Raw genomic sequence first — 19,534 nt, forward strand, 5'->3', positions numbered from 1 at the left:
CCGGTTGATCAGAATGGAGGCATGCGTCTTGTGCGGTGCACGCAAAACTCGAGGCTTTGACCTCGCGCCAGGATGCCCGATGATGGCGCTGCGATCCATGTCCAAGCCAAACGTCAGAAAGGAGTAAGACGATGAGGGTCTGGAAAACGGCAGTCGCCGGTTCGCTCGCCGCCGCGGTCATGGCGGGGGGGATTCAGCAGGCGGCGGCGGCTCCGCTGCCCACCAATGTCGCAACCATGAAGGCCGCCGTCGGCGACGATGTCACGCAGGTGCACTGGCGCGGCCGAGGTTTTGGATGGGGTCTCGGCGGCCTTGCCGCTGGCGCGATCATCGCAGGTGCCATCGCCAGCAGCGCGCCCTATGGCTATGGCTACTATGGCGGCGGGCCCTATTATGGCGGCTACGGATACCCGGGCTACGGCTATGGTTATGCGCCGGCCTATTACGGCTATGGTCCGGCCTATGCTTATCCGCGCTACTATCGGCCTTACCGCCCGTATTTCGGCCCTCGTTACGGCTACTACCGGCCGTATTACCGGCACTATCACCGCGCGTATTGGTGATCGATCAAACGGGCGGACCCGCTCGCCGCAGGGCGACGACGCTGAAGAGGTTTGAGGGCCGCTGAATGCAAGCGGCCCGATCGGCTTGCGCGCGCTGAACCCGGTGATGCGGCACGACGAGCCGGCCATGCCCGCCCACGACAATCCCGATGCAGATCGCGACGATGATCGCGATCTCGATGCACCATTCGAGCGGTCCCGAGCTCATGGCAGCGCGATGGCGTTGGCGAGATCGAACTCGGACAGGCCCGGGCCGCCGCACGCAAGGTAGATGGCGACGAGGAAGATGCGGCTGAGGACGGTGAGGCCCAATATGACCCTGATGTCGTAATGGCGAATGGCAAAAGCGAGAGGCGAGATCGCCAGATGTTTTAGAATGCTCATGGCCAACTCCTTGCCAAAATTCAGGCATCGACTGCCTGCCGACTGAAATGACAGCGTGATGAAAAGGCCGTCCGACGCCTTGCCGGCGTCTCTGAAATGGACAGGCCAATGCTAGTGCCGGCGCAGGGCGCAGGTCTTTATCGCGTCCTTACATTTGGCTGAGCTTTCCCTTAAGATGGGCGAGCATCCGGGGGTCTGAGCCGTGCGTAGAGACGCGCTTGCCTTTGGTGAATTCCGCCTCGACCGTGCCAACGCGCTGTTGTGGCGAGGCGGGGAGCGGATCGCGCTGGCGCCGAAGCCGTTCGAGGTTCTTTGCTATCTCGTCGGTCGGCCCGGTGAGCTCGTCACCAAGGAAGAGTTGCTCGACGCGGTCTGGTCCGATCTGCACGTCAGCGAGTCGAGCCTCGCCGTTGCCGTGAACGCGCTACGCTCGGTGCTCGGCGACGACAGGCAGTCCCCCAATTACATCGAGACGGTCACGCGGCGCGGCTATCGTTTCATTGCGCCGGTCGCGACCGCCGACTTGCCTGCGATCGAGCGGGCGCCCGAAGAAGAGACCGCTTCCGTCACGGAGCAGGTCGTCGATCGACGCCGGCACTGGAGAGTCGGGCGCACCGGGGCACTCGACACGCTGGAGAAGGCATTGCAACTCGCTCGCACCGGACAGCGTCAGGTCGTCTTCATCACCGGCGAGGCCGGGATCGGCAAGACCACCCTCTTGCAAATGACGCTCGACAGGATGAACCAGCAGGGACTGGGCGTGCTGCATTGTAGCTGCAACGAGTTGTTCGGCACCCATGAGGCCTTTCTTCCGCTGATCGGAGCGCTGAACGAGTGCTGCCGTCGCACCGATGGAGCATCGCTGCTGACGTCCATCCGCGAGCACGCGCCGACCTGGCTCGCGCAGATGCCCGGTTTCCTCGGCGAAGCAGAGCGGGCCACATTCCAGCATGAGGTCTTTGGCGCAACGCGGGAGCGCATGCTGCGCGAATTTTCCGATCTCATGGAACATCTCGCTGTCACGCGACCATGGGTGATCATCCTGGAAGATCTGCATTGGAGCGACTTTGCCACCGTGGATGTGCTCTCCCGGCTGGCGCGGCGGGATCGGAGGGCTTCTATCCTCGTGCTCGCCACCTACCGGCCGATGGAAGTCGCCGTCGGCGGACATCCTATCCGTGCCGTTCATCAGGACTTGCGGATTCACGGACACGCCACCGAGCTCGCGCTCGATCGACTGACCGGCACCGACGTCGAACGCTATCTGTCCCTGCGCTTCAACTCGGCCGATTTTGCCAGAGAGCTGGTCGAGCGCATCTTCGCGCGAACCGGCGGGCATCCTCTGTTCGTGTCGTCTCTGCTCGATCATCTCGTGGCGCAGGGTGCACTGGTCGAGCACGAATTGGGCTGGCGGCTGGTCAGCGAAGACGCGGCCTCGCATGACAGCATGCCGCGCGATCTGGAAGGAATGATCAAGCAGCAGATCGATCACCTCACCGAAGACGAGCGCTGCCTGCTCGAGGTCGCCAGTGCGGCGGGAGCGGAGTTTTCCGCGCTCCATATCGCCGGTGCGCTGGACCGTCCCGTGCTGGATGTCGAGCAGATGTGCGAGGACCTGGCACGGACCGATCGCATTATCGTCGGGGCCGGCATGACCGAGTGGCCGAACGGAAGCGTCTCCGGTCGCTATGCGTTCCAGCACGCGCTTTACCAGGAGATCCTCTACCAGCGGCTCGCACCAGCGCGCTGCGCGAAAACCCATGCGCTGCTTGGGGCGGGGCTCGAGCAGGGCTATGGGCCGCAGGCTGCGGAGATCGCCGCCGTTGTCGCGCGCCATTTCGAACTGGGCCGTGATTTCCCGAAAGCGATGCATTATCTGGGCGCGGCGGCCGAGGGCTCGGCGCGAAGGTTCAGCACGCGCGAGGCCGCCAATTACCTGTCCCGCGCCTTGGAGCTGGTGCCGCATCTGCCGCCGGAATTTCGGGTGACGACACGTCTGAAGTTGCTGCTTCAGCGCGCCTGGGCCTGGCGGGCCAGTGGAGATTTCCTGAATTCCCTGCAGGATCTCAGCGCTATCGTGGCGCACGCGGCGGAGAACGGGCACGTGCGCGAAGAGGTGAACGCGCTGGTCGATCTCAGCAGATTCTGTCTTTACGTCGATCGGCGCCAGAGCCTGCCTGTTGCGGAACAGGCCCTTATCAAAAGCAGGGCGATCGACGACGCCGCATTCAGCGCTCTGGTCCAGGGCAACGTTGCCAATCTGAAGCTGATGCTCCGCGGCTGGGATCGTGAGAATGCGGACCTTGCCGAGCGTGCGTCAGCACTGATCACCGGAGAGCAGGATCTGAGCATGCGGCTGCGACGCTGCTCGATGGAAATGGTGCTGGAGTTTCTGCGCGCGAATTATCCGGCCTGCTGCGATGCGACGACCAGGGGAAAGGAGCTCGCCCGCCTGGTCGGTGACGTCTATCTGTTCGTGCTTTATGAATCGGTCGAGGCGTTTGCCCAGATTTATCTCGGCGAATGGGGCCAGGCGCAACGAAACCTCGTCTCCGCGTTGGCTATCTCGGAGCGGAATGCAAATCCGCAGGCCGTCGCGCTGTGTCATCTCGCGATCGGATGGCTGTACTCCGAGGCGGAGGAATATGGCAGCGCGTCACGGCGTGCGGAGGATGCGCTCGGCCCGATGATCGAGGCCAATCCGTTCACCTTCTTCGTTGGCAGGAATCTGCTGGCGCGAGCTTATGTCAGGATGGGCGACCTGGCTCGGGCGCGGCAGCATCTCGATGCGATGGAGCGGCGAATGGAGGTCGACCGGGTGCCGATGGAGTCGCTGGTCATCCCCCATTATCTGCTGACTTGCTGCGACTATTGGATCGCGATCGGCGATCTGGACCGTGCCCAGGGCTCGGCCAGCCAGTTTCACGAGGTGACGAGCGCGGCACCTGACCGGCCGTTTCTCGCGCTGTGCTACGAGGCCATGGCGAGAATTGCGATGCTGAAGCACGATGCGCAACTCGCCGGCGGGCATCTGTCGGCGGCCATGTCGATCCTCCGCCATGCCAGGTTGCCGCATGCCACCTGGCGGGTTTACCGCACGACCGCGGGGCTCTATGAGAGCCTCGGACAAGCGCAAAGGGCTGCCAAGTGGCGGGACCGCTCCTGCCAGGTGATCGCATCGCTGGCAGAGACGCTTGATCCCAATGATCCGCTGCGCTCGGCATCCTTTTTCGACGCAGGCCGGGACACCGGGCCCGATATTGCGGGACGCTGATCGGCTCAATCCGGCAGGTCCGCGATCTCTCGCGGTTCGCCGGGCCGTTGCTTGACCTTGAATTGATTCTGCTGCTGCCGCAGCGTGCGGGAGGCACGGTAGGCATCCCTGCGCAATCGCATGATCGAGCCGAGCGGCTGATGCGCGGCGAGACATCGCCATGGATCGAACGAAAGCACCTCGTCGGAATAGACGCGACGCGCGGGGCTGTCGGCGGTCTGGCGCGGAAGCGTGATCTTGCCGAGTGCTTGCGGCGGCGCGACGTCTTCAGGCCAGTCGATCGAGGCATCTTCGATCGGTGTTCGCTCGAGGTCGGTGCAGAGCTGGGCGAATAATTCGTACTCGGCCGCATTATCCTTGAAGAAGGCAACGACGCTGTTCAGCACGGCATCATCGGCATCGTGGCAGGGTCGGCCGGTGAGTTGGCGAACCGACGCCGACATCGGCATCAGGCGAAGCCTTGCGATATAATCGCCAAACCGCAATGCACCCTCGGTGTGAAAGGTCTCTCCGAGGATGTTGCTGCCGGCATCACCGAGCGCTTTCAAGACGATCGGGATCGGAATGCCTGTTCTGTCCGATGCGGCGACCAGGGCGCGCGCCAAAAAGCCTATGGGTCCGTACGCCAGATCAGGCAGGAACAGGGTGTGCTCGACCTTGTGCTGTGCGCGCATATAGGCCATCGCATCCGCGAAATAGCTGGGGTGATTGACGAGCAGGAGATCCTGGTTCGTCGAATCGTCGTCGCCGAGCGCCTTAGCCCCCGTCACACCCAAAACCTTGATGGCAAACCCTCGCGGCGAACGTACACGATCGCTCCTGTTGAATGCGGTGGAGAGGCGGACGATGATCGGGAAGTGGCCAGCCTGCTTGAACAGGCCTTGGCGCAGATGATCCGGCAAATTGTCGTAGACGATCAGCTCGCCCCGGAGATAGCCGGCGCCCTTGGCGTGCTGCTGCCGGGTCCCATGCTTGTTTTTGCGAAAAGTGCGATCACTCGTTCGCGAAATCGAAGCAACGATCTCCTCGACCGCCGCCGCTTCCTCCGGCAGGATGTGTTCGACGGACGGATCGTAACGAAGATACTGATCGGCTGACATGGCGCTGATCTCCAGCCCGAAGGTCGCCTTCCCATTGCAAGCGTCGACGGCCGCAGGGCGGATCACTGTAAGCCCGTCCAGTCGGGATCGGCAACCCGAGAGCGAGTTGTGATTGCCTGGACAAGCCGCGGGATGAGGCATCCTGTTACCGACGCGATCACACGGTCGATGCTAGGCCAGCGGCGTCTCGTAAGTCCTTATGGGTTCCTTATGTTGTCCTGATTTTTTCCTTAAGGCCGGGCCGGCGAGCGGGGGTCCTGGCTGGCGTCTAAAGCGACAGCCACACGATCAGGCTCATGCAGGCCAAATGCGCGAGTAAGATCGCGGCGAGATGCAGCGGGCCAGCGTTGAGACGGAGCCCGCGCATCCCGCCGCCTCCGCCTAGTTCGATCCCGCGGCCGCAGCGGTGAAGCTGCGGTCGACGGCTTTGCTGACGTCGAGCTTCTTCGGCAGGATGCCGTAGCGCGTCGAGCGGTCGGAGGCTTCCTGCACCTCCTTCACGACGTTCTCGTCGATCGGAATCGGGCTGGTGCGCTGCGCGGTGTAGGCCGAGAGCAGCACATCCTCCGGCACCTTGGTCAACTCGGCCGTGCTCTTGGCGTACTCGCCGAGATGATCCAGCGACCACAGCCGCGCCTTGTTCAGCCGCTGCACGAGGTCCTGCACCGCTGCGCGCTTGGTGGCGATGGCGTTGTCGGAAGCGACGATGAAGGTGATGGTTGGCGTCAGGCCCTCGCCATTGGCGATGACGCGGGCCTTGTCCTTGAGCGTCGCGAACGAGACGTAGGGCTCCCACACCGCCCAGGCGTCGATCGAGCCCGCAACCAGCGCGATCTTGGCGTCGACCGGGCCGAGCGGCGCGAAGGTCGCGTCCTCCAGCCTGATCTGCGCCTTCTCCAGCGTGGCGTCGATCAGAAACTGGCCCCAGCCGCTGCGCGTGCCGGCGAGGCGTTTTCCCTTGAGGTCGGCGGCCGATTTGATCGGGGAATCCTGGCGCACGAGGATGGCTTGTGTCTTGGCATCCGACCTTGTGCCGCCGATCGCCTTGATCGGCGCGCCGGCCGCGTAGACGGAAAGGAACGAAAGGTCGCCGGTATAGCCGACGTCGAGCGCGCCGGCGTTGAGCGCCTCCAGGATTGGAGCTGCCGCGGGGAATTCCGACCACTCGATCTTGTAAGGCAGATCCTTCGCGTAGCCCGAGATCTCGAGCAGCGAACGATTGCCGCCCTTCTGGTCGCCGACCCGCAGCACGACGGCATCGGCTGCGAACGACGCCGCGGCCGTCGACAGGGTGATGGCGGCGGCAAGCAGCGATGCAGCGAGCCGGCGCGCGATGGAATGATCGAGGGAGTTGATGCTCATGTGGCCTGTCTTGTTGCTTTGCCCACGACGCGTGAGCGAACGATGCATCGAGACGATCAAGTCTATGGCCGCATGATGCGCGGTCAATGAAATGGCTAACCGTATTGCGCGCGCGATCGGCAAGGACGTTTCAGCGAGGCGCCGATTTCGAGAACGTGCGGTATGCGCCACTGATGCTGCGCAAAAATGAAGCAGGAGAGGGAGTAGCCCCGTGCTCCGTCAATCGATCCATCGGCGGAAATCCTTTCGTCGTCCTCGCACGCACCGGTGGAGAGAATGACTTCGCTTCGTGCCACATTCGAAATTCCATTTCATTGACGATACGGCGAACGCGCCGCATGATTTGCGCATCGCATCAAGGCACCGAGCAGGCGCCGGCGAAAAGATTTTCTCTCGACGCAGGTCCGCACGGAACAGGCGCAACGCAAGCTGTTGTGCCGATGGCGGAGCCGTGCCAGCGCAGGAGTGGAGACGGATGAACGACGACGACAAGCGCGACGGATCGAGGCTCGACCGGCGCCATTTGCTCCAGGCGGGATTAGCTGCGGCATTCGCTGCGCCGCTCGGTGCCTTCGGTGCGGCACAGGCCTTTGCGCCGCGGACAATCGCGCCCGGCGTCGATCTCTCGGAGTTTCCGCTGTGCCGGACTGCGTCGGATGTGCCCGCGCTCACCGGCGCGCCGCGCAAGCTCAAGCTATCCTGGAACGCGGGCGCGGTCTGTCTCGCCCCGGTGCCGGTCGCCATCGAGCACGGCTTGTTCCAGAAGCATAATCTCGACATCGAGCTCATCAATTATTCCGGTTCGACCGACCAGCTGCTCGAGGCCATCGCAACCGGCAAGAGCGATGCCGGTCTCGGCATGGCGCTGCGCTGGCTAAAGCCGCTGGAGCAGGGCTTTGACGTCAAGATTGCCGCCGGCACCCACGGTGGCTGCATGCGGGTCCTGACCCGCGCCGATTCCAGCGTGAGCAAGCTTGCCGATCTCAAGGGCAAGATCGTCGCGGTCGGTGATCTCGGCGGCCCAGACAAGAATTTCTTCTCCATTCAGCTCGCCAAGCTCGGTATCGATCCGAACAAGGATGTCGACTGGCGCGCCTATCCCGGCAACCTTCTCAACGTCGCCGTCGAGAAGGGCGAGGTGCAGGCATTCCTGTCGTCCGACCCGCTGGGTTATCTCTGGCTCAAGGACAGCCAGTACAAGGAGGTCGCCTCCAATCTCGATGGCGAGTATCGCGACAAGAGCTGCTGCATCCTCGGCCTGCGCGGCAGCCTGGTGCGCGAGGAGCCGCTGGTCGCGCGCGCCCTGACGCAGGCGCTGCTTGATGCCGCGATGTTCACCGCGCAAAATCCGTCTGTGACGGCGAAATCGTTCCAGCCTTACGCGCCGAAGACGGCGTCGCTCACGGATATCGAGGGCATGGTGCGCTACCACACTCATCACCATCACCCCGTCGGCGAAGTGCTAAAGCGCGAGCTCAAGGCCTATGCCGACGATCTCAAGAGCGTGCAGGTGTTCAAGCAGAGCACCGATACGGCCAGATTCGCGGAGCGCATCTATGTCGACGTATTCGCTGTCTGACGGCCTTGCCTCCGGCGCGCCGCGCCTCTCGCGCGCACCCTGGCTGACGAGCTGGGTCCGGGACTCCGGTGCCGGCATTCTCGCCAGCGTGGCGTGGATTGCCTTCGGCCTGTCCTGCCTGTGGTGGGAGGACGTCGGCGACTGGTCGCGGACCCATTCGCTCGGCATTGCCGCGTTTGTCATCGCAGCGATCGCGTTGTTCGGGACGGTCGGCGCCGATTACCTCGGTTCGACGGGCCGGGCCTTGCGCCAGCGCGCGCCGTGGCTCGTCGTGCTCGGCGTTGTCCTGACCCTGTGGGAAGTCGCGACGGCAAAATTCGCCTGGCTACCGTTGCCGTTCTTTCCGCCGCCGCAATCGATCATCGAGGTCTACACCGACGATCTGCCAAAACTGCTCGACAGCGTGTTCGCCTCGGTCAAGCTCCAGCTCGGCGGCTATCTGATCGGCGCGACGGTCGGCTTCCTGACCGGCGTCTCGATCGGCTGGTCGCGCGCGGTCGGCTATTGGGTGCATCCGGTGCTGCGCTTCATCGGCCCGTTGCCGGCGACCGCCTGGCTGCCGATCGCCTTCTTCACCTTTCCGTCGAGCTGGAGCGCATCGAGCTTTCTGATCGCGCTGGCAACCGGCTTCCCGGTCACCGTGCTGACTTGGTCGGGTGTCGCGAGCGTGAGCAACGCATATTACGACGTCGCGCGGACGCTCGGGGCGAAGCCTTCCTTCCTGGTGCTGAAGGTCGCGATCCCCGCGGCCTTGCCGCACCTTTTCGTGGGCCTGTTCATGGGGCTCGGCTCGTCCTTTGCCGTGCTCGTCGTCGCCGAGATGATCGGCGTCAAGGCAGGGCTCGGCTGGTACCTGCAATGGGCGCAGGGCTGGGCCGCCTATGCCAACATGTATGCGGCGCTGATCGTGATGTCGTTGCTCTGCTCCGGCGCGATCACGCTGCTGTTTGCGATCCGCGATCGCCTGCTGGTTTGGCAAAAGGGGACAGTGAAATGGTAGCCGCAACCGCACTGGCTGACTTCGACGCTCACCCGGCGGCCGGTGCCGCGCTCGACATCGAGCAGGTCAGCCACGCCTTCGACATCGACGGCGCCGAGCTGCCGGTGCTCAGCGACGTCAGCATCTCCGTCGAGCCGGGCGAGTTCGTTGCGCTGCTCGGCCCCTCCGGCTGCGGCAAGTCCACGCTGCTGCGCCTCGTCGCAGGCCTCGACAAGCCCCGGTCCGGAACGCTGCGCGAGGACGAGGCGCGCATCACGCGACCGCACCCGTCGCGCGTCGTCGTGTTCCAGGATCCCACCTTGTTTCCTTGGCGCACGGTCTGGGACAACGTCGCGCTCGGGTTGGAGGCGCAGGGCATCTTGAAGAGCCAGCGTCATCGCGTCGATGCCGCGCTCGATCTCGTCGGGCTATCGTCCTTCCGCAATGCCTATCCGCACCAGCTCTCGGGCGGCATGGCGCAGCGCGTCGCGCTGGCCCGCGCACTGGTCAATGATCCCAAAATCCTCATCCTCGACGAACCGCTCGGTAAGCTCGACTCGCTGACCCGCATCACCATGCAGGCCGAGCTGGTCTCACTGTGGCAGCGCAAGGGTTTTACCACGCTGCTGGTGACGCATGACGCCGAGGAGGCGCTGGTGCTCGCCAACCGCGTCATCGTGTTCAGCGACCGCCCGGCGCGTGTGAAGGCAGACATCCGTGTCGACCGGTCCTATCCGCGCCATCGCGGCGATCCGTATCTGGTGGATTTGCGCCGCCAGATCCTTGGCCTGCTCGGATTGGACGCCACATGGTGACTTCGATCGCCAAGGGCCGCGCGGCGCATCACGAGCCCGACTACATCGCACGTGCCGAGGCGCTGGCCGAGGCTTTCGCCGCCCGCGCGGCCGAGCACGATCGCACCGGCAGCTTCCCGTTCGAGAACTTTCGCGAGCTTTCCGAAGCAGGCCTGCTGTCGCTGACGGTGCCTGCCGCCCATGGCGGGGCCGGAGCTGGCGCACGATACGCCGCCCGCGTCCTCGGCATCATCGGCAAGGCCGATCCGTCGACAGCGCTGGTGCTGTCGATGCACTACATCAACCATCTGGTGATGGCACGGAGCCCGACCTGGCCGGCGCGGCTGTCGCGCAAGCTCGCGCGCGAGAGCGTCGAAGGCCTTGCGCTCGTCAATGCGCTCCGCGTCGAGCCCCAACTGGGCTCGCCTGCGCGCGGCGGCCTGCCCGCGACCATTGCACGTCGGACCGAGACCGGCTGGCGGCTCTCGGGGCACAAGATCTATTCGACGGGATCGCCGATCCTGAAATGGTATCTGGTCTGGGCGCGGACGGACGAAGCCGAGCCGCGCGTTGGACAGTTCCTGGTGCCGGCGGGCCTGCCAGGCACGCGCATCGTCGAGACATGGGATCATCACGGCCTGCGGGCCAGCGGCAGCCACGACGTCATCTTCGAGGACGTCGTGATACCCCTCGATGCCGAGATCGATGTGCGCGAGCCGGCGGACTGGCGCGCACCTGATGTGGCGCAGGCGACGGTCCACACGATCTTTGTCGCCGCGATCTATGACGGCGTTGCGCGGGCTGCACGCGACTGGCTGGTCGGGTTCCTGAAGCAGCGGGTCCCTGCCAGCCTGGGCGCGCCGCTTGCGACCTTGCCGCGGGCGCAGGAGATCCTTGGCGCGATCGAGGCGCGGCTCATCGTCAATGCACGGCTGATCGCATCCTTTGCCGGTGATTTCGATGACGGTGTCGCGCTTTCCGCGGCCGAGTCCAACGTCATCAAGCTGGCCGTCACCAATAACGCCGTCGCCGCGGTCGAGAATGCCTTGTCGCTGACCGGCAATCACGGCCTGTCCCGCGCCAATCCGCTGGAGCGGCACTATCGCGACGTCCTGTGCGGTCGCGTGCACACGCCGCAGGACGATTCCACGCGCACCGGCCTCGGCCGTGCCGCATTGGGCCTCTAGCCTGCCGCCAAACATTCAGGGAGAACATCATGTCGGTCGAGTTCATCGGCTTTATCGCCAACAGCAATGCTTCCGAGACCATCGTACGCCAGGGCCCGGTGCTCGATGCCGCCTATATCGAGACGGTGGCGAAGGCGCATGAGCTCGCGGGTTTCGATCGTGCGCTGCTGGCGTTCCATTCAACCACGCCCGATGCGCTCCAGGTCGCACAGCATGTGCTGACCATCACCAAATCGTTGAAAGTGATGATCGCGCAGCGACCGGGCTTTACCGCGCCGACGCTGCTCGCGCGGCAGCTTGCGACGCTTGACCAACTCTATGGAGGCCGCGTCTCGCTCCACGTCATCACCGGCGGCAATGCAGCCGAGCTTAGGCAGGACGGCAATACGCTCGACGACAAGGACGAGCGTTACGCCCGCACCAGCGAGTTTCTCGACGTGGTGAAGCTGGAATGGACCAGCGAGAAGCCGTTCAACTACAGCGGAAAGTACTACAACGTCGAGAACGGTTTTTCGCAGGTGAAGCCGCTGCAGAAGGCCGGCATCTACACCTTCGTCGGTGGTGGCTCTGACGCTGCGATCGACGTCGCGGGCAAGCATGCCGACACCTTTGCGCTGTGGGGTGAATCCTATGCGCAGGTGCGCGACGTCACCTCGCGGGTTCACAATGCGGCCGTCAGGCAGGGCCGTCGGACGCCGCGCTTCAGCCTCTCGGTGCGGCCGATCATCGCTCCGACCGAGAAGCAGGCCTGGGAAAAGGCGGACGAGATTCTTGCGCGCGCCACCGCGCTCCAGGACAAGACCGGCTATCGCAAGCCCGCCGACGGCCATGCCACCGCTGGCGCGCGGCGTCTGCTCTCGCTCGCCGACCAGGGCAGCCGCATCGACAAGCGGCTGTGGACCGAGATCGCAAAGCTCACCGGCGCCAACAGCAACACCACCGCGCTGGTCGGCACGCCCGAGCAGGTCGCCGAGGTCTTCGGCGACTATTGCGACCTCGGCGTCAGCCATTTCCTGATCCGCGGCTTCGATCCGCTTCCCGATGCCATCGAGTATGGCCGTGAGCTGATCCCGCTGACGCGCGAGCTGATCGCCAAGCGCCAGCCTGTTCGCGGCGAGGCGGCGGAATGATCCGTCTCATGCTGGCCGACGCGATAATGTTCGGCTGGTCGCGGACGAGCAGAGCGAAATCGACCTCTACCTTCACTGGGGTCTGATCAAGCAGAAGCTCGAGGCGGCCGAGATCGCTACTGCGCAGAGCCGGGACCCATGCCGCACAGATGCTCCCGGTGAGATAGGCCCCGGCTCAGCAGCGTACCACTGCGTGATGCGCTGCGTCCGGGGCACGAGATCTCAAAAGGCTCTCAAGCATCCGTGAAGCGGGCAGGGCGCATTCCAACCCGGCCGGATTTCGCGATGCGTTTGTTCTGCGTTTCATGCCAGCGACAGCACTCGCATTGCTATTTGCACCAACTCCCTTGCAGTACGCCCGGTGTCTTCAAAAATCATCCAGACGACCACATCGGGAGACCGGCCATGGGCCTGCAAGAAACAAAAATCGAATCGCTTCCCTTCGTCACCGCTGAACTCAATTACCTCGCGCCGGTTTCGGGCAAGCCGCGCACTTACGCCTTCGATCCACCGCCTGGCGAGCCCAAAAGCACGTCATTGCCGGAGCCGCATCAGGTACCGATCTTCGATGCCCGGCTGATCGCACAAAACATCTCGCTCGACCGCGAAGGCTTTGCGCTGGTGCGGCATCCACATCAGGTGAAGGACTTCTCTAATGAGGAGGAAATCAAGGCGGTCTACTATCCCGCCGTCGAGGCCTTCCTGCGCGCAACGCTGAAAGCCGACCGCGTCGTCATCTTCGACCATACCGTGCGCAGGCGCGTTGAGGGTGCCGCGGACATCCGCGACGGTGGCCCGCGTCAGCCGGCAACGCGCGTCCACGTGGATCAGACCGCCGTCTCAGGCGCCAACCGCGTGCGCGAGCATCTGCCCGACGAGGCCGAAGAGTTGCTGAAGGGCCGCGTCCAGGTGATCAATCTGTGGCGGCCGATCCGCGGTCCTTTGCGAGATTCGCCGCTGGCGATGGCCGACGGCACGACGGTTGCGCCCGACGATCTCGTCGCCTCGGATCTGATCTATCCCAACCGTCGCGGCGAAATCTATTCGGTGAAATACAATCCGAACCATCGCTGGTTCTATTTCCCCGAGATGACGGCGGACGAAGCACTGCTGCTCAAGTGCTACGATTCCGCAACCGATGGCCGCACCCGCTTCGGGCCGCACGCCGCGTTCGTCGATCCGACCACGCCGGCCGATGCCGCGCCGCGCGAGAGCATCGAGGTTCGGACGCTCGTATTCCACAAACAGTAACAGAACTGTGATGGCACTGCCGGGCGCGGCCCGGCAGTGGCTCAGGAACCCACGGGAACCGACAAACGTTTGCGCCCGGGGCAGGCCAACCCGGAGGGGTGCCGTGCGAGCGCAGACCACGTTATTTTCTTGCCTTGCTACGTTTTCGCTTTCTGCAGTTTCCTTTGCCCAGGCCGAAAGCGGGCTTGCCTCCTATTACAGCTACGGAAAAGCCGGGAAAGGTGAGCTGACCTGCGCGCACCGGACGCGTCCGTTCGGAAGCGTGCTGAGGGTGTCCTACGGCAGCCGCTCGATTCAGTGCCGCGTCAACGATCGCGGCCCCTTCATCCGCGGCCGCATCGTCGATCTCTCGGTGCCGGCTGCCAAGGCGCTGGGCATGATGAGCGCCGGCGTGGTGCGGGTCTCGGTGGAATAGACCTGCCAGCACGCTATAGTGCCGCCCAAAGCGGGGGGCGCTATGGCCAGGATCAGGGTGGGACTCGTCGGCTGCGGCTTCGTGTCGGAGCTGCATATGTATGCGTTCCGGCGCGTCTACGGGGTGGATGTCGAGGTCGCGGCGGTCGCTGCGCGCGGCGACCATGTCGTCGAATTCGCCGGCCGCCACCAGATCCAACGGGTCTATCGCAGCTTCGCCGAGCTGATCGCAGACCGCGAGCTCGATGTCATCGACATCTGCACGCCGCCCAATCTTCATGCGGGGATGATCGTCGCCGCCATGCAGGCCGGCAAGGATGTGATCTGCGAAAAGCCGTTCGCCGGCTATTTCGGCCGCGACGGCGACCGGCAGCCGATCGGCAGGCATGTGGCGAAGGCGCTGATGTATGAGCGCGTGCTGGAAGAGATGGACGCCACGCGTGCCGCGATCGAGCGCACCGGAAAGCTCTTCATGTATGCCGAGGACTGGATCTACGCGCCGGCCGTGACCAAGACCGCGGAGATTCTGAGAGCGACCAAGGACAAAATCCTGTTCATGAAGGGCGAGGAGAGCCATTCCGGATCGCATGCGGCCCATGCCGCGCAATGGGCGATGACCGGGGGCGGCTCGCTGATCCGGATGGGCTGCCATCCGCTCTCGGCGGTGCTGTATCTCAAGCAGGTCGAGGCCAAGGCGCGCGGTGAAACCATCCGCGTCGCCAGCGTCAGCGGCGATGTCGGCAATGTCACGGCCATCCTCAAGCCGGAGGAGCGCACCTACATCAAGGCCAATCCTGTCGACGTCGAGGATTGGGGCACGCTGACCGCGACGTTTTCGGACGGCACCAAGGCCACCGTGTTCTCCGGCGACATGATCATGGGCGGCGTGCGCAATCTGATCGAGACCTACACGTCAGGCGGCTCGCTGTTCGCCAACATCACGCCGAATGATCATCTGATGAGCTACCAGACCTCCGAGGAGAAACTCGCCTCCGTCTACATCACCGAGAAGGTCGACCGCAAAACCGGCTGGCAATATGTCTGCCTCGAAGAGGAGTGGACGCGCGGCTATCTCCAGGAGATCCAGGACTTCATGGAATGCGCCGCGACGGGACGGCAGCCGCTGTCGGACCTCGCGCTGGCGTACGAGACAATCAAGGTGAACTACGCGGGATACTGGGCGGCGGAGGAGGGACGAAGGGTGATGATGTAGGGCGTGATGAACTCACTGAGCTAGCCGCAGGCACGGTGCCAATCCTTCTCCCCTTGCGGGAGAAGGTGGCATAGGCGGCCTTCGGCCGCCGTTCTCAAGAACGCCGAAGCGTAGCTTCGGCTATAGCGCCGGATGAGGGGTTCTCTCCGCGGTTTAAAATGAGAGAGGTTTGCTCGCGGAGGCAACCCTCACCCGTCTCGCCGTTTCGCGGCGAGCCACCCTCTCCCGCAAGCAAGGGGAAAGGGTGCACCGTCGGCGCGGCGCGTAGCCTCACGTCCCGTAGGTCGAGCCCTTCGGCAGCGGAAACACCGGGTCCCGCGTCCGGATGTTCGTCGGCCACACCACCGAGATGTGTTCGCCGGCATTCTGCATCACCACCGGGGTCGAGCGCTCGTTCTGGCCGGACATCGGCGTGCCCGGCGGGAAGAATTTCACGCCATAGCCCTGGATGGTGCCGCCGGCTGGAATGTCGACGTCGAGCGCGGCCTTGCGAATGGCCTCGGGCTCGAAGCTGCCGTACTTCTCCTTGGCGACCGGCAGCACGTTGTTGAGCAAGATCCAGGTCTGGTTGAAACCCATCGAGCAATGCGGCGGCACGTCGGTGGCGCTGGTCTTGGCCTGGTAGCGCGAGACCATGGTCTTGGTCAGGTCGCCGATTCCAGGCGCGAGCTTGGAGGCATCGAGCAGTTGCGCCGGCACCGGATCGATGTTGCAGAAATTGTCGATGTCGGGGCCGAAGGTCGCGCGCAGCTTGTCGAGCTGGCTGTAGCCGGCGCCCGCGCCGAACAGCATCTTGAAGCGCAATCCGCTCTCGCGGGCCTGGCGCAGGAACAGGGTGATGTCGGGGTTGTAGCCGGCGTGCGAGATCACATCGACCTTGGCGCGCTTGAGCTTGGTCACGAGCACCGAGAGATCGGGCGCGGAAGCCGAATAGCCTTCGCGCATCACCACCTGGATGCCCGCCTGCTTGGCATAGGCCTCGTCGGCCGCCGCGACGCCGACGCCGTAAGGGCCGTCCTCGTGGATCAGCGCGACCTTGACGTCCTTCGGGTCCATGCCGAGCTTGCCTTGCGCGTGCTCGGCGACGAAGCCCGCGAAGGCCTGGCCGTACTGATCGGAATGGATCTGCGCGCGAAACACATATTGCAGGTTCTTGTCCTTGAACACGGCGGTCGAGACCGCGGTGGTGATCCAGAGGATCTTCTTCTGCTGCTCGACCTTCGCCGCCATCGGCACCGCATGCGCGCTGGAATAGACGCCGTTGATGATGTCGATCTTTTCCTGGCTGATCAGCCGCTCGGCCTCGTTGATGGCGACGTCGGCCTTGCTCTGAGAGTCCGCCGCGACCGGCACGATCTTGGTCTTGCCGCCGATGCCGCCCTTTTCGTTGACGAGGTCGATGGCGATCTGCGCGCCGACCGAGGAGGCGACCGAGCCGCCGGCGGCAAACGGACCGGTGAGGTCGTAGATCAAGCCGATGCGCAAATTCTCGGCTTGCGCCTGGGCCCGTGTCCAATCGAGGCTGAGTGCGGCGGCGGCAGCCGCCGAGCTCTTCAGCAGCTGCCTGCGTGAAGTGGGCATCCTATCCTCCCTCAAAGATCGTCTTATGATTTGGTCTTGTTATTCTTTTTCGAAGTATGGGGAGCGGGGCGGCGGAAAGTCAACATGGCGAAAGTCGGGGTCCGGTCTCCGCGACGCAGAACGCAATTGCGAAATGGGTGATGAGCGCGCCCGTTACTGTTTCAAGCGACGGGCAAGATAGCCAGCGGTCTTCCCGCCGGCCGCGGCGACCTCTCGCGGCGTCCCCGACGACACGATACGGCCGCCTTCCTCGCCGGCGCCGGGACCGAGGTCGATGATCCAGTCGCTATGAGAGACGACATCCATGTCGTGCTCGACCACGACCACGCTGTTGCCGGCGTCCACGATGCGCTCGAGTTGGGCGATCAGCCGCTCGACATCCCTGGGATGAAGACCGGTGGTCGGCTCGTCCAGGACATAGAGCGTGTGACCGCGTTGCGGCCGCATGAGCTCGGTCGCAAGCTTGATGCGCTGGGCTTCCCCGCCCGACAATTCGGTGGCGGACTGACCGAGACGAATATAGCCGAGCCCGACCTCGCGGACGACCGATAGGGACCGGTTGAGGGTTGGATCTTCGTGGAAGAATTCGAACGCTTCGTCGACGCGCATCGCCAGCACATCCGCGATGGATTTTCCGCGGATCTTCACCTCCAGCGTCTTGTCATTGTAGCGCGCGCCCTTGCAGGTCGGGCAGGGCGCATAGACGCTGGGAAGAAACAGAAGCTCGACGCAGACAAATCCTTCGCCTTCGCAGGTGCTGCATCGGCCCTTCGCGACATTGAAGGAAAAGCGCCCGGCATCGTAGCGGCGGGACTTTGCCTGCGGCGTCACGGCGAACAGCTTCCGGACGTGGTCGAACAGGCCGGTATAGGTTGCAAGGTTGGATCGCGGCGTGCGGCCGATCGGCCTCTGATCCACCACGACGAGACGATCGACCTGGTCGAGGCCGGCGACGATCTCGCCGCCCAATGTCTCGACCGTGGGTGCCAGGCTATCGTCGTCCGCGTCCGCAGCCCGTGCATGGCCGAGATGCTCCGCCATGGCATCGACGAGGAATTGGCTGATCAGGCTCGATTTGCCGGAGCCCGACACGCCGGTCACGCTGGCGAGAACGCCGAGCGGGATATCGACGTCGAGGCCGCGGAGATTATTCCGGGTCACACCCCGGACTTTCAGATGCGCCTTCGGCTGGCGGCGGACCATCGGCAGCGGCTTTCGTGGATGCGCGAGATAATGGGCGGTTCGCGATTGCGCGACCTGCCCGAGTCCTGAGGGCGGTCCGCTATAGAGGATGTTCCCGCCGCCTTCGCCGGCATCAGGCCCGACATCCACCAGCCAGTCGGCATGCTTGATCACCTCGATCTCGTGCTCGACCACGAAGATCGAATTGCCCGCGTGTTTCAGCCGGTCCAGCGCCCGCAGCAGCGCCTCGGTGTCGGCGGGATGCAGACCTGCCGACGGTTCGTCGAGCACATAGACGACGCCGAACAGGTTGGAGCGAACCTGGGTCGCAAGCCGCAGCCGCTGCAACTCGCCGGGCGACAGCGTTGGCGTGCTGCGCTCGCAGGCGAGATAGCCGAGGCCGAGGTCGAGCAGGACGGCCAGCCGCGCCGACAGATCCTCGCAGATGCGCCTGGCGACGATGGTTTTCTCCGATGCTCCGACGGTCGAAGTCTCCGCGAAAGGGTTCATCACCTCCTGCAGCTTCTCGAGCGGCAGATGAGACATCTCGGCGATATCAAGTCCGGCGAATTTGACCTTGAGTGCCTCGGGCTTCAATCGCGTGCCATGGCAGGTCGGGCAGTCCTGGGTGATCATGAATTGCGCGACGCGGCGCTTCATCATCGCACTCTCGGACTTGGCAAAGGTCTGCATCACGTAGCGCTTGGCGCCGGTGAACGTGCCCTGATAGCTCGGCTCCTCCTTGCGGCGCAGGGCCCGTTTGACCTCGGCCAAGTCGTAACCGGCATAGACCGGAACGGTCGGCTGCTCCTCCGTGAACAGGATCCAGTCGCGGTCCTTCCTGGGCAGCTCACGCCAGGGCTTGTCCACGTCGTAGCCCAGCGTGGTCAGGATGTCCCGGAGGTTCTGCCCCTGCCAGGCACTCGGCCACGCCGCGACGGCGCGCTCGCGAATGGTGAGGGTGTCGTCGGGCACCATGGACTTCTCGGTGACGTCGAGCATCCTGCCGATACCGTGACAGGTCGGGCAGGCTCCTTCCGGCGTGTTCGGCGAGAACGATTCCGCATAGAGCATCCTTTGTCCGCGCGGGTATTCGCCGGCACGGGAATAGAGCATCCTGAGCAGGTTCGAGATGGTCGTCACGCTGCCCACGGACGACCTCGTCGTCGGCGCGCCGCGCTGCTGCTGGAGCGCTACGGCGGGCGGCAGGCCTTCGATGTCGTCCACCTCAGGGATCTGCATCTGGTGGAAGAGGCGCCGCGCGTAAGGCGACACCGATTCCAGATATCGCCGTTGCGCCTCGGCGTAGACCGTTCCGAAGGCGAGCGAGGATTTTCCGGAGCCCGACACGCCGGTGAACACGACGAGGGCGTTGCGCGGAATACTGACGTCGACGTTCCTGAGATTGTGCTCACGCGCGCCCCGCACGCGAACGAAGCCGTCATCCTGCATCAGGTCATCGGGGTGTCTTGATCGGTCGTCCATCTCGCTGCTCCGGCCCACGCATGGGAGATAACGGCAGGATCGCAGGATGGGTCCAC

15 protein-coding genes are annotated in these 19,534 nt (G+C 64.2%); 10 read left to right on the forward strand and 5 right to left on the reverse strand.

Going from position 1 to position 19,534, the window contains the following annotated elements:
• The first annotated feature begins 131 nt into the window (after positions 1-131).
• On the forward strand, positions 132-563 hold the full coding sequence (locus tag IVB54_RS10895; protein ID WP_018457473.1) for a hypothetical protein: 432 nt from the start codon (positions 132-134) through the stop codon (positions 561-563).
• Positions 564-767: 204 nt separating this feature from the next.
• Here the strand turns inward: IVB54_RS10895 and IVB54_RS10900 are convergent, their stop codons facing one another.
• A complete protein-coding gene (locus tag IVB54_RS10900; RefSeq protein WP_018457475.1) occupies positions 768-947 on the reverse strand; it encodes a hypothetical protein in 180 nt (59 codons plus the stop codon).
• A 202-nt stretch (positions 948-1,149) separates the two neighbouring features.
• On the opposite strand from IVB54_RS10900, the gene IVB54_RS10905 reads away from it, so the two are divergent.
• Positions 1,150-4,221, forward strand: coding sequence for an AAA family ATPase (locus IVB54_RS10905; protein ID WP_247294805.1), 3,072 nt, complete (start codon positions 1,150-1,152; stop codon positions 4,219-4,221).
• Between the two features lie 5 nt (positions 4,222-4,226).
• Here IVB54_RS10905 and IVB54_RS10910 read toward each other — a convergent pair whose 3' ends face one another.
• A complete protein-coding gene (locus tag IVB54_RS10910; protein ID WP_026233377.1) occupies positions 4,227-5,321 on the reverse strand; it encodes a catalase family protein in 1,095 nt (364 codons plus the stop codon).
• 381 nt (positions 5,322-5,702) lie between these two features.
• Positions 5,703-6,683, reverse strand: a complete 981-nt coding sequence (locus IVB54_RS10915) for an ABC transporter substrate-binding protein (RefSeq protein ID WP_247777205.1) — start codon at positions 6,681-6,683, stop codon at positions 5,703-5,705.
• 475 nt (positions 6,684-7,158) lie between these two features.
• Between IVB54_RS10915 and IVB54_RS10920 the strand changes: the two genes are divergently transcribed.
• From IVB54_RS10920 to IVB54_RS10955, 8 genes are all read left to right on the forward strand, one after another.
• On the forward strand, positions 7,159-8,262 hold the full coding sequence (locus IVB54_RS10920) for an ABC transporter substrate-binding protein (protein ID WP_085360713.1): 1,104 nt from the start codon (positions 7,159-7,161) through the stop codon (positions 8,260-8,262).
• Positions 8,240-9,262, forward strand: a complete 1,023-nt coding sequence (locus tag IVB54_RS10925) for an ABC transporter permease subunit (RefSeq protein ID WP_247777206.1) — start codon at positions 8,240-8,242, stop codon at positions 9,260-9,262. Before IVB54_RS10920 ends, IVB54_RS10925 begins: the two co-directional genes overlap by 23 nt.
• Entirely contained in the window at positions 9,256-10,056 is an 801-nt protein-coding gene (locus IVB54_RS10930; RefSeq protein WP_018457482.1) for an ABC transporter ATP-binding protein, read from the forward strand. Before IVB54_RS10925 ends, IVB54_RS10930 begins: the two co-directional genes overlap by 7 nt.
• On the forward strand, positions 10,050-11,222 hold the full coding sequence (locus tag IVB54_RS10935) for an acyl-CoA dehydrogenase family protein (RefSeq protein ID WP_247777207.1): 1,173 nt from the start codon (positions 10,050-10,052) through the stop codon (positions 11,220-11,222). The genes IVB54_RS10930 and IVB54_RS10935 overlap by 7 nt, the downstream gene beginning before the upstream one ends.
• 29 nt (positions 11,223-11,251) lie before the next feature.
• Positions 11,252-12,352 (forward strand): LLM class flavin-dependent oxidoreductase, encoded by a 1,101-nt coding sequence (locus tag IVB54_RS10940; RefSeq protein ID WP_018457484.1) that lies wholly within the window; start codon positions 11,252-11,254, stop codon positions 12,350-12,352.
• Positions 12,353-12,757: 405 nt separating this feature from the next.
• Positions 12,758-13,603: a CmcJ/NvfI family oxidoreductase gene (locus IVB54_RS10945; protein WP_247294798.1), complete on the forward strand. Its 846-nt coding sequence runs from the start codon at positions 12,758-12,760 to the stop codon at positions 13,601-13,603.
• A 103-nt stretch (positions 13,604-13,706) separates the two neighbouring features.
• Positions 13,707-14,018 (forward strand): septal ring lytic transglycosylase RlpA family protein, encoded by a 312-nt coding sequence (locus tag IVB54_RS10950; protein WP_026233379.1) that lies wholly within the window; start codon positions 13,707-13,709, stop codon positions 14,016-14,018.
• Between the two features lie 42 nt (positions 14,019-14,060).
• Entirely contained in the window at positions 14,061-15,230 is a 1,170-nt protein-coding gene (locus tag IVB54_RS10955; RefSeq protein ID WP_247777208.1) for a Gfo/Idh/MocA family oxidoreductase, read from the forward strand.
• A gap of 270 nt (positions 15,231-15,500) precedes the next feature.
• On the opposite strand, the gene IVB54_RS10960 is transcribed toward IVB54_RS10955, so the two are convergent.
• Entirely contained in the window at positions 15,501-16,811 is a 1,311-nt protein-coding gene (locus IVB54_RS10960) for an ABC transporter substrate-binding protein (RefSeq protein WP_018457488.1), read from the reverse strand.
• 153 nt (positions 16,812-16,964) lie between these two features.
• The gene (gene uvrA, locus IVB54_RS10965; RefSeq protein ID WP_026233381.1) at positions 16,965-19,478 is read right to left on the reverse strand and encodes an excinuclease ABC subunit UvrA; all 2,514 of its coding nucleotides are present in this window, start codon (positions 19,476-19,478) and stop codon (positions 16,965-16,967) included.
• Between the last annotated feature and the right edge of the window lie 56 nt (positions 19,479-19,534).

The sequence above is a fragment of the Bradyrhizobium sp. CW1 genome, assembly GCF_023100665.1.
Lineage (GTDB): Bacteria > Pseudomonadota > Alphaproteobacteria > Rhizobiales > Xanthobacteraceae > Bradyrhizobium > Bradyrhizobium canariense_D.

Excerpts from the sequence above, each read along its gene's own strand:
- IVB54_RS10895 (WP_018457473.1), top strand. The coding sequence starts at position 132 with ATGAGGGTCTGGAAAACGGCAGTCGCCGGTTCGCTCGCCGCCGCGGTC.
- IVB54_RS10900 (WP_018457475.1), bottom strand. The coding sequence starts at position 947 with ATGAGCATTCTAAAACATCTGGCGATCTCGCCTCTCGCTTTTGCCATT.
- IVB54_RS10910 (WP_026233377.1), bottom strand. The coding sequence starts at position 5,321 with ATGTCAGCCGATCAGTATCTTCGTTACGATCCGTCCGTCGAACACATC.
- IVB54_RS10915 (WP_247777205.1), bottom strand. The coding sequence starts at position 6,683 with ATGAGCATCAACTCCCTCGATCATTCCATCGCGCGCCGGCTCGCTGCA.
- IVB54_RS10920 (WP_085360713.1), top strand. The coding sequence starts at position 7,159 with ATGAACGACGACGACAAGCGCGACGGATCGAGGCTCGACCGGCGCCAT.
- IVB54_RS10925 (WP_247777206.1), top strand. The coding sequence starts at position 8,240 with ATGTCGACGTATTCGCTGTCTGACGGCCTTGCCTCCGGCGCGCCGCGC.
- IVB54_RS10930 (WP_018457482.1), top strand. The coding sequence starts at position 9,256 with ATGGTAGCCGCAACCGCACTGGCTGACTTCGACGCTCACCCGGCGGCC.
- IVB54_RS10935 (WP_247777207.1), top strand. The coding sequence starts at position 10,050 with ATGGTGACTTCGATCGCCAAGGGCCGCGCGGCGCATCACGAGCCCGAC.
- IVB54_RS10940 (WP_018457484.1), top strand. The coding sequence starts at position 11,252 with ATGTCGGTCGAGTTCATCGGCTTTATCGCCAACAGCAATGCTTCCGAG.
- IVB54_RS10945 (WP_247294798.1), top strand. The coding sequence starts at position 12,758 with ATGGGCCTGCAAGAAACAAAAATCGAATCGCTTCCCTTCGTCACCGCT.
- IVB54_RS10955 (WP_247777208.1), top strand. The coding sequence starts at position 14,061 with ATGGCCAGGATCAGGGTGGGACTCGTCGGCTGCGGCTTCGTGTCGGAG.
- IVB54_RS10960 (WP_018457488.1), bottom strand. The coding sequence starts at position 16,811 with ATGCCCACTTCACGCAGGCAGCTGCTGAAGAGCTCGGCGGCTGCCGCC.
- uvrA (WP_026233381.1), bottom strand. The coding sequence starts at position 19,478 with ATGGACGACCGATCAAGACACCCCGATGACCTGATGCAGGATGACGGC.